Genomic DNA, 11,729 nt, shown 5'->3' with positions numbered 1-11,729 from the left:
AGTCGGAGAGGAGTGAAGATGAAGCCCGCCGCTTTCACGTACCACCGTGCGCGCGACGTCGAGGGTGCCGCCCGGCTGCTCGCCGAGCTCGGTGACGAGGCGAAGATCATCGCGGGTGGCCAGAGCCTGGTCGCGATGATGAACTTCCGGCTCGCCCGGCCGGCGCACCTGGTCGACATCGGCGGTCTGACCGGCCTCGACGGGCTGCGTACGGACCAGGACGGTGCGTTGCACGTCGGCGCGCTCACCACCCATCACGCGATGGAGACGGCACCGCCCGAGGTGCTGGGCACCGAGTTCGCGGTGATACGGGACGCGATGCGCTGGATCGGGCATCTGCCCATCCGCACGCGCGGGACGGTCGGAGGCAGCCTCGCGCACGCCGACTCCACGGCCGAGTGGTGTCTGCTGGCCTTGCTGCTCGACGCCGTCCTCGTCGCCCGGGGTCCGCGTGGTGAACGCCGCATCGAGGCGGCGGACTTCTTCCTCGGCTACTACACGACAGCCCTGGAACCAGACGAGCTGCTCACCGAGGTGGTCTTCCCAAGGCCCGCCCCGCGAGCGGCACTTGCTGAATTCGCCGAGAGGCGCGGCGACTTCGCTGTCGTCTCCGCCGCTGTGGACCTCGAACTCGCCCCCAGCGGCGGGGAGTTGTCCGGCGGGCGCGTGGCGCTGGGCGGTGTCGCACCGTCACCGGTGCGCGTACCCGAGGCGGAGGAGGTTCTGAACGGCGGCATGCCGGGCCCCGAACTGTTCGCCCGGTGCGCCGCCGTGGCCGCGGAGTCCGTGAACCCTCCCTCGGACGCGAACGGCAGCGCGCGGTACCGCCGGAGTCTCATCCGGACGCTCGTCGCGCGAGCATGCGAGGAGGCGATGGCCCGATGACCGCACCCCCTCCCCGTACTCCCGCCGAGGGCGCCTGGATCGGCGCCTCCGTCGGCCGCCGCGAGGACCCGCGGCTGCTGACCGGACGCGGACGCTTCACCGACGACCTCGAACTGCCCGGGATGCTGCACGCCCAGTTCGTACGGAGTACCGTCGCCCACGCCACGGTCACCTCCCTCGACCTGTCCCAGGTGCGCCGGGTGCCGGGCGTCGTCGCGGCGTTCAGCGCCGAGGACCTGGGCCTCGCCGACATCACCGCCCGGCTCGGCCGTCCGCTCACCGAGTTCGTCCCGACCGGGATGCCGGTGCTGGCGCGGGACCGCGTGCGTTACGCGGGGGAGCCGCTCGCGGTGGTGATCGCCCGCGACGCGTACGCCGCCGAGGACGGGCTGGAGGCGGCGAAGGTGACGTACGAGACCCGTACTCCCGTCACCTCCGAGGAGCAGGCGCTCGCCCCGGACGCACCCCTCGTCCACGACGAGGCGGCTGCCAACACCCTGCTGGACGTCTCGATGTTCGCCACCGAGGGCATCGACGCCACCTTCGACGAGGCGCCCTGCGTGGTCCACGTCGAGACCAGGACGGGCCGTCAGAACGCGCTCCCGCTGGAGACGCGCGGCGTCGTCGCGAGCTGGGACCACCGCGAGGACCAGCTGCTGCTCCAGACCTCCACGCAGGTGCCGCACCAGGTGCGTACGACAGCCGCCCGCTGCCTGGGACTCGACGAGCGCGCGGTGCGGGTGGTCGTCCCCGACATGGGCGGGGGCTTCGGCCAGAAGTGCGTGGTCGGCCGCGAGGAGATCGCCGTGGGCGCTGCCGCCATGCGGCTGGAGCGGCCCGTGAAGTGGATCGAGGACCGCAAGGACGCGCTGTCGGCTGCCTTCCTCGCGCGGGAGCAGCACTACGACGTGCGCGCCGCCTTCGACGAGGAGGGCCGGATACTCGGCCTGGACGCCTCCATCGTCTGCGACATGGGCGCCTACTCCTGCTATCCCTTCACGGCGGGCATCGAGCCGCTGATGGCGTCGGCCGAGATGCCGGGCGTCTACAAGGTCCCCGCATACCGGGTGCGGGCACGCGCCGTCACCACCAACAAGGCGCCCACAGCGCCGTATCGGGGCGTGAGCCGCCCGCAGTACGTGATGGTCATGGAACGGCTCTTCGAGCGGGCCGCCCGGGAACTCGGCCTGGGCCCCACGGACATCCGCCGCCGCAACCTCATCACCGAGTTCCCGTACACGGGCGTCAACAACGTGACCTACGACCCGGGTTCGTACCTGGAGTCGCTGAACCTGTGCGAGTCCTCGCTGCGCGAGGAGGGCTGGTACGAGATGAAGGAGAAGGCGGAAGGCGAGGGCCGGCACATCGGCATCGGCTACTCCTGCTTCAGCGAGCGCACGGGCTACGGTTCGGCCGCCTTCGCACAGCGCAAGATGGAGGTCGTCCCGGGCTTCGACATCTCCGAGGCGCGGATGGACACCAGCGGCGCCCTCGTCGTCACCACCGGCACGATGAGCCACGGGCAGAGCCACGAGACGACGCTGGCCCAGATCGCGGCGGACGAACTCGGCCTGGACATCGCCCAAGTGCGCATCCACCAGGGCGACACCGACCGCATCACCTACGGCTGGGGCACGTTCGCCAGCCGCTCCGTCGCCATCGGCGGCAGTGCGGTCAGGCTGGCCGCCGGCAAGCTCGGCGAGAAGCTGAAGGTGATCGCCGCGTCCGTACTGGAAACCCCCGCGGAGGACCTGGAGTTGGGGCAGGGGCTGGTGCGCCGCCCCCGCGACGGCCGTGCCGTGACGTACCGGGAACTGGCCGACATCGCCTACCTCAAGGCGCACCTGCTGCCCAAGGACGTGGAACCCGGGCTGACGGCGACCGCCTCCTTCGACGCTCTGGGCGACGGCACCTTCTCCAACGCCACGCACGGCGTTGTCGTCGAACTCCACGAAGGAACAGGGCAGGTGGAGATCCTCCGCTACGTCTGCGTGGAGGACTGCGGAGTGGCGATCAACCCCAAGGTCGTCGAGGGCCAGACCAGGGGCGGGATCGCCCAGGGCATCGCCGGAGCGCTCTTCGAGCAGGTCACCTACGACGAGCAAGGCGCCCCGTCCGCCGTCAGCTTCATGGAGTACAAGGTCCCCACGGCGCTGGAGATCCCGGAGGTGACCGTCCATCACCTCGAGACGCCGTGCGCCTTCACCGAGACCGGGGCCAAGGGAGTCGGTGAGGGAGGCACCATCGGCGCGCCCGCCGCGGTGCTCAACGCGGTCAATGACGCTCTGCTGCCCACGGGCGTGGAGCTCGACGACACCCCGGTCACACCGGAGACGGTGGCCGGCGCACTGGAGCGGATGCGATGACGGACACCACACGACAGGCACTGCAGCAGCAGCTCATCGGCCTGCACGTCAACGGCGAGGACCACGAGGTGCTCACCGAGCCCCGCCGCACGCTCGTCGACGTGCTCCGTCACGACCTGCGGCTGACAGGTACCCATGTCGGCTGCGAGCACGGGATCTGCGGGGCATGCACGGTGCTGCTCGACGGCAGCCCCGTGCGGGCCTGCCTGATGTTCGCGGCGCAGGCCGAAGGGAGCGAGATCCGTACGGTCGAGTCCCTGGCTCCGGGGCGCGAACTCAGCGATCTCCAGCAGGCGTTCAGCGAACACCACGGACTGCAGTGCGGCTTCTGCACTCCCGGTTTCCTGATGCTCGCCGAGGGGTTCCTCGCCGAGCGGCCGGAGGCGTCGAAGGAGGAGATACGCGAGGTCGTCGCCTCCAATCTCTGCCGCTGCACCGGCTATCAGAGCATCGTCGAGGCGATCGACGACTGCGCCACAAGCCGCCGGGCCGCGCTGCGGCACCGGATCGAGGGCACAGGAGAGGACGAGGAGGCCCCATGCAGCTCAGCAACGCGGTCGCGGTGAGAGCCACGCCGGACGAGGTGTTCGCCCTCGTCAACGACGTCGAACGCGTCGCCTCCTGCATGCCGGGCGCCACGCTGGAGGGCAGCGACGGCGACGCATGGTCCGGCAGGGTGAAGGTGAAGGTCGGCCCGATCACGGCCGCCTACGCCGGCACCGTACGGTTCCTGGAGGTCGACGCCGAGAAGCGGCGGCTGCGGGTCCAGGCCCGTGGCGCGGACACCCACGGCAGCGGCGACGCCGAGGCCGAGGTCAGCCTCGAGGTGGCGGAGGCGCCGGAGGGCGCCGAACTGCGGCTGGTCACCGACCTCGTCATCCGGGGCAAGATCGCGCAGTTCGGCAAGGGCGCGGTGGGCGCCGTCTCGGACCGGATCCTCCAGCAGTTCGCGCGCAACCTCGGCAGCCTGCTGGACCAGGACCGGCGGGGCACGGACGCCGCGGGACCGGCCCCCGGTTCCGCGTCCGCTTCTCAACTGCCCGCCGCCGCAGCGCAGTCCGGGTTCAAAGCCCCGTCCGAAGGCGCCGCGTCCGAACTGAACGGGCTCTCCGTGCTCGTCCCTCCGGCCGTCGCCAAGTACGGCCCTGTGGTGGGGGCGTTCGCCTTCGGGTTGTTCGAAGGGTGGCTGCTCGGGCGCGTACTGACCCGCGAGAAGCACCACTGCTGCGGCGCGAGGAGCACGAGGTGAACCCGGCAACCCGAGCGGACGGCTACGGCGAGGAGACCGAACGCACCTACGAGCGCGCCGGGTTCGGCGCACCCGTGCGGCGCGGCAGCCGCCCCGCCGTGGTCGTCGTCGACCTCACCCGAGGGTTCACCGAGGACTCCTATCCCTCGGGCGCCGACCTGACGGACGTCGTCGAGGCGACCGGAACCCTCGTGGAGGCCGCCCGGCCCGCCGGAGTCCCGGTCGTCTTCACCGCCATCGCCTACACCGCCGCCGAGGCGGAGGGACGCTCGATCACCTGGCTGGACAAGGCACATGGGATGCGTGCCCTCGTCGAAGGCACCGAGGCCGTCGCCCTCGACCCGAGGCTGCCCCGGAAGCCCGGGGACCAACTCGTCGTGAAGAAGGGCGCATCCGCGTTCTTCGGCACGAACCTGAGCGCCGTGCTGGTCGGCTTGGGCTGCGACACGGTGCTGGTGTGCGGTGCGACGACCAGTGGCTGCGTCAGGGCAACCGCCGTGGACGCCGTCCAGTCCGGCTTCCCGGTGCTGGTCCCGCGTGAATGCGCCGGAGACCGTGCCCAAGGCCCCCACGACGCCGCCCTGTTCGACATCCAGGCCAAGTACGGCGACGTCGTACCGCTCTCCGACGCCCTCGCGTATCTGGGCTCGCTGCCCGCCGGCGGTCCGCCCGACCGTCCCGCCCACTGATCAGCCGTCACCACCCCGAGGAACCCGCATGCCACAACGGTTCATCACCCAGCCCGCCCTCGCCGATCTCGCCGACGTCCCCGCCACCAGCCGCTGGATACGCTCCGGCTCCCTGCGGCTGCACGCCCTCGACTACGGCTCCGCGGGGGAGTCCCGAGTGCCGCTCCTGCTGCTGCCGGGCATCACGTCTCCCGCCGTCACCATGGACTTCGTCGCCCGCCGCCTCACCGACCTGGTCCGTCCGGTCGTCCCCGACATCCGGGGGCGCGGCTTCTCCGACAGCGGCGACAGCTACGACCTGGAGGCGTACGCGGAGGACACCGAGGCATGGGTGACCGGTCTCGGCCTCGAACGTCCGCTGCTGGCAGGCCACTCGATGGGCGCCCGCATCGCGGCGGTCGCGGCAGTGCGCGCGAAGGTGGCGCTGCGCGGCACCGTGCTGATCGATCCGCCGATGAGCGGCCCGGGCCGGGACCCGTACCCGACGACGCTGGCCGCCTTCCTCGGACAGCTGGAGCAGGCCGTGCGCGGCACCGACGCGGACGAGGTCGCGCGCGCCTGGCCGCGATGGCCGCGCCGCGAACAGGAGTTGCGTGCCCGCTGGCTCTCCAGCTGCGGCGAGGAAGCGCTCGCGGAGACGCACCACAGCTTCGAGTCGGAGGACTTCTTCTCCTGGTGGCCGTCGGTGCCCGGTCCGACGGAGCTGCTCTACGGCAAGGACAGCCCCGTCGTCACCGCGGAAGGCGTGAAGGAGGCCGCCCGTACGCACCTCGGGGCGCGGCTGACGGGCATTCCGGATGCCGGGCACATGGTCTTCTGGGACAACCCCGACGCCGCTCTGGCCGCGCTGCGCTCGGCGTTGAGCGCGCAGCTCGCCGGGTGAGAAGCCGGTGCCTGACGCAACCGACCTCGCCTCCCGGGGCCGTGCTTTAGTGGGCTGCATGGCTGACAAGACCTCACCGGCCCCGGGTGCGGCAGCGCCGCCCGCAGCCCTGCTCGCAGCCCCCGGCTACCAGGTTCGCCGTCTGTACCAGGCGTATCTCGCGGCATGGGTGCGCAGCGTCGATCCGACGCTGACCGGCCCGCAGTTCGCGGTCCTCACTGCCGTGAACGCCGCCCCCGGACGGGACCAGAGCGCGATGGCCTCCGCGGTGGCGCTGGACACCTCCACGATGGCGGACGTCGCCCGCCGGCTGGAGCGGCGGGGGCTCATCGTCCGCAAGACGGCCGCGGACGACGGCCGCCGCAAGCTGCTCTTCCTCACCGAGGACGGCGAGAGGGCGCTCCAGGAGGCCGACGACCGCGCGCGGGCACTGGACGAGCGACTGCTGGAACAGTACGGATCGACCACGGAGCGCAGTCAGCTGATGCGGGAGCTGACGGCGCTGGCCGACCACTGGGAGGGGCTGTCCGGCCAGGGGTGACCTGGGCGGTGTCCGCTGAACGGTTCCGGGCCCCGGAGAGCAGGACATCCGGGGCTCTTGCGCCACCAAGTAGTACGTGTTCGGATTAACTCTGTGTGCGGCGGAGACGTGAACCAGCCGATCCGCCGGAGACCCTGGAGGCCCCGATGGCAGACCACCGCATAGGCATGATCGTCCCCAGCTCCAACCTGACGATGGAGACCGAGCTTCCGCGCATGATGCGCTCCCGCGAGGAGGTACTGCCCGAAGACCGGTTCGTCTTCCACAGCAGCCGGATGCGCATGCAGAAGGTGACCCCCGAGCAGCTGAAGGGCATGAACGCCCAGACGGAGCGGGCGACCCTCGAGCTCGCCGACGCCCGTCCCGACGTCGTCGCCACCGCCTGCCTCGTGGCGATCATGGCCCAGGGCCCCGGCCACCACTGCGTCGCGGAGGACGAGATCACCTCCGTACTCCGGGGGCAGGACGCCGAGGTTCCGGTCGTCTCCAGCGCGGGTGCGCTGCTCAGCGGCATCGAGGCACTGGGAGCCAGGCGGGTCGCGGTCGTCACCCCGTACATGAAGCCGCTCACGGAGACGGTCGTCGACTACATCCAGGACGCCGGGACCGAGGTCGTCGACTCCCTCAGCCTCGAGGTGCCCGACAACCTCGCGGTGGCCCGGCTCGACCCCGGCGACCTCCGCGAGCACTGGCGCCGGCTCGATCTCGCCCGCGCGGACGCCGTCGTGCTCTCCGCCTGCGTGCAGATGCCTTCGCTCTCAGCCGTACAGCACGTGGAGGACGCCTCAGGGCTGCCCGTACTGTCCGCGGCGACCGCCACCGCGCACCGCATCCTGTCGGACCTCGGCCTGAAGACCATGGTGCCTGGCGCGGGGGCCCTGCTGGGCGGAGGGTACTGAGCGGATACGGGGCAGGTAATGGGGGGACGGGGGTGCCCGTTGCGGCAAGTAGACTGAGGGGCTGCCCGGCCCGCGGCTCCGCCGTCCGAACCTCTGCGCCGGGCACCCGCTGATCTCGTATCTCTGGAGCTGTCCCCGCCATGCCCGAAGCACCCGCAGATGCCCTCGCGCCCTCGCTCGTCGGTGAGGAGTACGAGGTCGAGATCGGCCCCGTCGCCCACGGCGGACACTGCGTCGCCCGCACGGAAGCGGGACGAGTGCTGTTCGTACGGCACACGCTGCCCGGCGAACGCGTCGTCGCGCGCGTCACCGAAGGCCGTGAGGACTCCCGCTTCCTCCGCGCGGACGCCGTCGAGGTCCTCGACGCCTCCAAGGACCGCATCCCCGCGCCCTGCCCCTTCTCCGGCCCCGGCCGCTGCGGAGGGTGCGACTGGCAGCACGCCAAGCCCGGTGCGCAGCGGCGGATGAAGGGCGAGGTGCTCACCGAACAGCTTCAGCACCTGGCCGGGATGACCCCGGAGGACGTCTCCTGGGACGGCACCGTCGAGCCCGCACCCGGCGACAAGGTGCCCGCCGGTGAGGTGCCCGCGTGGCGTACGCGCGTGCAGTTCGCGGTGGACGACGAAGGACGGGCAGGGCTGCGGCGGCACCGCTCGCACGAGGTGGAGCCCGTCGACCACTGCCTCATCGCCTCCGAGGGCATCGAGGAGCTCGGCATCGAAAGCCGTGAATGGCCGCAGATCGCCGGCATCGAGGCGACGGCGGCCACCGGCTCCCAGGACCGCCAGGTGGTGCTCACGCCGAAGCCCGGCGGACGCCTCCCTCTCGTCGAACTGGACAAGCCGGTCTCGGTGTTGAGGGTGGGGGAGAAGGCCACCGACAAGGGGACGCTGCACCGCGTGCACGGGCGTGACTTCGTGCGGGAGCGCGCAGACGACCGCACCTGGCGCATCGGCGCGGGCGGCTTCTGGCAGGTGCACCCGCAGTCCGCGGAACTGCTCGTGGACGCGCTGATGCGCGGACTCACGCCGCGCAAGGGCGAGATGGCCCTGGACCTCTACTGCGGCGTCGGCCTCTTCGCGGGCGCTCTCGCGGACCGCGTCGGCGACGCGGGGGCCGTACTCGGCATCGAGTCGTCCAAGCGTGCCGTCGAGGACGCCCGCCGCAACCTGTCCGACTTCGACCGGGTCCGCATCGAACAGGGCAAGGTCGAGTCGGTGCTTCCCCGTACGGGCATCACCGAGGCCGACCTCGTGGTGCTGGACCCGCCGCGCGCGGGCGCGGGCAAGCAGACGGTGCAGAACATCGCCGGCCTGGGCCCGCGCCGTATCGGCTACGTGGCGTGCGATCCGGCCGCGCTGGCACGGGACTTGGGCTACTTCAAGACCGCGGGGTACGTGCCGCGCTTCCTGCGCGCCTTCGACCTCTTCCCGATGACGCACCACATGGAGTGCGTGGCGATTTTGGAGCCGGTGGCGAAGCGGGGCTGAGTACGAAGTCTCGCTTGTGCGTGAGGTGCAGTGCGGCTGATGGAAGCAATGCCTTGGTGTTGAAGGGACGCTCTTTCTGACGGTCTCCCGGAAGCACGGCGCTGCGGGTCGGCTGGCCGCCGCCCGTGCTTCCTCGGTAGCGCCGAATTACGCGCGAAATGGGTGCGGTTCGAGAGACGACCGCCCCAACGCACCGACGTTCGTCCCGGCCAGGGCGACTGTACGAGCAGCGTCATGCCGTCCTCCACCTGGCAACGTCCCGACGCAGCCAGGACCCGCAGTTCCTGGCAGCGCCGGGCATCCCCATACGGAGTGTGGTCCTCCCCGAGGTGTGCAGGCCGCATCGGCAGACCGGGCAAGAGAAGGGGCCGAAAGGGCGAGCTTTGCCCAGACATCACCCTTGGTCGCGTGAGTGAACTGGTGAAATACGACTACGTATCCAGCATGGGTCGGACACGCCCCTGATGATTTGTGCTTCCTCGAGGTGCAGATCACGCCCACCCATACGCGCCTGCTGTCCTGACCCAGATGCGGCGGATCGCCGTGGGTGCGGCGCTGGCACTGGGCGTGTAACGCGATGCAGAAGAAGCATCCAGGTCGGCCCCAGCAGCCCAGGCACCGCTCGCACCGCCGCCAGGTATCCTCGAACGGATCGTCAACGCGGCCCGACGGGCTTCCGCTCCACCGCGGTGGAGGTTCGAAGGACACGCCCCCACCCGCACGAGTCACTTCGTGCTGCCTGGGGGAAGTTCTTGCTGTTCCGCGCGTCCGCGAAAACGGTCGCTGTCATGGCCCTCGAGGGCTCGCTCTACCTCCACCTTGCTGAGCAGTTCGTCCACATGCACGGTTACCGGCCGGGTGCATCGGAAATGCGCTCCTGGGAGCGAAGCATCCCCGCGCTGACGGCCGCACTCACCGACGCGGGCCTGGGCGATGTCGAGGTCATGCTGGAGTACGCGCTGCCGCTGAACAGCAAGCGTGCAGACGCCGTGCTCGCCGGGGTGCACCCGATGACGGGCGAATCCTCATTCGTGGTTGTGGAGTTGAAGCAGTGGAGTCAGGCCGAACCTGACGAGGAAGATCCTTCGTTGTGCCGCGTCGACGCCTACACGCATCCGGTTCTCAACCCCATCGAGCAGGTGCGGCGCTACTGCGAGTACCTCGTCAACTTCAACGGGGCGGTGGCCGAGCACCCCGGCCGGATCAGCGGTGTGGCATTCCTCCACAACGCCACCGAATTCGGCGTCAGCGGTCTGCGCGCGACAGACCTCGACGGCTACGGCCAGTTGTTCAGCGGTGAGCAGCGCGGAGAGTTCGTCGACCACCTCCGAGCCAGACTCAGTGACAAGCACGTGGGCGCCCGCTCGGCCGACGAACTCCTGGCGGGCAAGACGGTCCCGTCGAAGCAGCTGATGGCGGTCGCGGCCCAAGAGGTGCGTGAACGCGAGCAGTTCGTCCTGCTCGACGAACAGCAGGTCGCTTACCGGTCGGTGCTCAACGCCGTGCGTAGGGCGAAGCAGTCCGACTGCAAGGAAGTCGTGGTCGTCACCGGCGGGCCCGGCACCGGAAAGAGCGTTATCGCGCTCTCCCTGCTCGGTGAGCTGTACAGGCAGGGCGTTCCGGCCCTGCACGCCACCGGCTCCCAGTCGTTCACCAAGACGATGCGGAAGGTCGCGGGTACCCGCAAGCGTGCGGTGCAGGAGCTGTTCAAGTACTTCAACAGCTTCATGACCACGGAGAAGAACTCCCTTGACGTCCTGATCTGCGACGAGGCCCACCGCATCCGTGAGACCTCCGCCAACCGCTACACGCCCGCAGCCCACCGCACCGGTAGGCGGCAGATCGACGAACTCATCGACGTCGCCCGCGTTCCCGTGTTTCTGCTCGATGAACACCAGGTGGTACGGCCTGGCGAGATGGGCACTGTGGACGAGATCAAGGCCGCCGCGACGGCAAAGGGCCTGGACTGCCATGTCGTGCCGCTGGAGAGCCAGTTCCGTTGTGGCGGCAGCGACGCTTATCTGCGCTGGGTGGTACGAGGACTCGGCCTGGAACCCGGCGGCCCGGTGGTTTGGGAGCCGGACGATCGCATGCAGTTGTTGGTCGCCGACAGTCCGCAGGAGATGGAAGGCTTCCTCGACGGTTGCCGCGCCCAGAACTACAGCGCTCGTATGTCCGCCGGCTATTGCTGGCGTTGGTCTGAGGAGCCCGAGCCCGGGGAGTCGCTGCCGCTCGACGTCGTCATCGGCGACTGGGCTCGCCCCTGGAACGTGCGCGGCGACCGAGCCGTCTCGGGTGCGCCCCCGGCAGCGCTATGGGCGACCGACCCCGCAGGTTTCGGACAGGTCGGCTGCGTCTACACCGCCCAGGGCTTCGAGTACGACTGGTCCGGCGTCATCATCGGGCCCGACCTGGTCTGGCGCGGAGACCGGTGGGTCACGGACCGCACGGCGTCCAAGGATCCCATCTTCAAGCGGTCCACACCGGACGCCGACGTGGACCGTCTCATTCGCAACACCTACAAGGTGCTGCTGACCCGGGGCATGATCGGCACGCTCGTGTACTCGACGGACCCGGAGACCCGGGAGAAGCTGCGAGAGCTGGTGGGCCGAAGTCTGGAGCGGGACACTGCCATGGCCTGACGGCGCGCCCTGGTTCCGGCAGGAGGATCCGAGCCGGCGCCTCTACACCGCGATTCAGCCACGACCCCTGTGGTTCGCGCCGACA

The 11,729-nt window shown here is 70.3% G+C and carries 10 protein-coding genes; all 10 read left to right on the top strand.

The window, feature by feature from the left end; translation table 11 throughout:
* Positions 1 to 18: 18 nt before the first annotated feature.
* The 10 genes from H5J26_RS02505 to H5J26_RS02460 all read left to right on the top strand — a co-directional run bounded on the left by H5J26_RS02505 (position 19) and on the right by H5J26_RS02460 (position 11,644).
* Positions 19 to 885, top strand: a complete 867-nt coding sequence (locus H5J26_RS02505) for an FAD binding domain-containing protein (RefSeq protein ID WP_181763987.1) — start codon at positions 19 to 21, stop codon at positions 883 to 885.
* Complete coding sequence (locus H5J26_RS02500; protein WP_181763986.1) at positions 882 to 3,251, top strand: xanthine dehydrogenase family protein molybdopterin-binding subunit; 2,370 nt, start codon at positions 882 to 884, stop codon at positions 3,249 to 3,251. Before H5J26_RS02505 ends, H5J26_RS02500 begins: the two co-directional genes overlap by 4 nt.
* Complete coding sequence (locus H5J26_RS02495; protein WP_303647133.1) at positions 3,248 to 3,817, top strand: (2Fe-2S)-binding protein; 570 nt, start codon at positions 3,248 to 3,250, stop codon at positions 3,815 to 3,817. The genes H5J26_RS02500 and H5J26_RS02495 overlap by 4 nt, the downstream gene beginning before the upstream one ends.
* Positions 3,790 to 4,500 (top strand): SRPBCC family protein, encoded by a 711-nt coding sequence (locus H5J26_RS02490; protein ID WP_181763985.1) that lies wholly within the window; start codon positions 3,790 to 3,792, stop codon positions 4,498 to 4,500. The genes H5J26_RS02495 and H5J26_RS02490 overlap by 28 nt, the downstream gene beginning before the upstream one ends.
* The gene (locus H5J26_RS02485; RefSeq protein WP_181763984.1) at positions 4,497 to 5,189 is read left to right on the top strand and encodes an isochorismatase family protein; all 693 of its coding nucleotides are present in this window, start codon (positions 4,497 to 4,499) and stop codon (positions 5,187 to 5,189) included. The genes H5J26_RS02490 and H5J26_RS02485 overlap by 4 nt, the downstream gene beginning before the upstream one ends.
* A 28-nt stretch (positions 5,190 to 5,217) precedes the next feature.
* A complete protein-coding gene (locus H5J26_RS02480) occupies positions 5,218 to 6,072 on the top strand; it encodes an alpha/beta fold hydrolase (protein ID WP_181763983.1) in 855 nt (284 codons plus the stop codon).
* 58 nt (positions 6,073 to 6,130) lie between these two features.
* Positions 6,131 to 6,613 carry a MarR family winged helix-turn-helix transcriptional regulator gene (locus H5J26_RS02475; protein WP_181763982.1) on the top strand — a complete coding sequence of 161 codons (483 nt, stop codon included), beginning with the start codon at positions 6,131 to 6,133 and terminating at the stop codon, positions 6,611 to 6,613.
* Between the two features lie 146 nt (positions 6,614 to 6,759).
* The gene (locus tag H5J26_RS02470; protein WP_181763981.1) at positions 6,760 to 7,512 is read left to right on the top strand and encodes an aspartate/glutamate racemase family protein; all 753 of its coding nucleotides are present in this window, start codon (positions 6,760 to 6,762) and stop codon (positions 7,510 to 7,512) included.
* A gap of 140 nt (positions 7,513 to 7,652) precedes the next feature.
* Complete coding sequence (locus H5J26_RS02465) at positions 7,653 to 9,002, top strand: class I SAM-dependent RNA methyltransferase (protein ID WP_181763980.1); 1,350 nt, start codon at positions 7,653 to 7,655, stop codon at positions 9,000 to 9,002.
* A gap of 752 nt (positions 9,003 to 9,754) precedes the next feature.
* The gene (locus tag H5J26_RS02460; RefSeq protein ID WP_181763979.1) at positions 9,755 to 11,644 is read left to right on the top strand and encodes a DUF2075 domain-containing protein; all 1,890 of its coding nucleotides are present in this window, start codon (positions 9,755 to 9,757) and stop codon (positions 11,642 to 11,644) included.
* The last annotated feature ends 85 nt before the right edge of the window (positions 11,645 to 11,729 follow it).

This window comes from Streptomyces albidus (ex Kaewkla and Franco 2022) (assembly GCF_013870515.1).
Classification (GTDB): Bacteria; Actinomycetota; Actinomycetes; order Streptomycetales; family Streptomycetaceae; genus Streptomyces; species Streptomyces albidus.
Note: the sequence above shows the minus strand (reverse complement) of the source record. Positions and strands in the feature narration are given on the sequence as shown.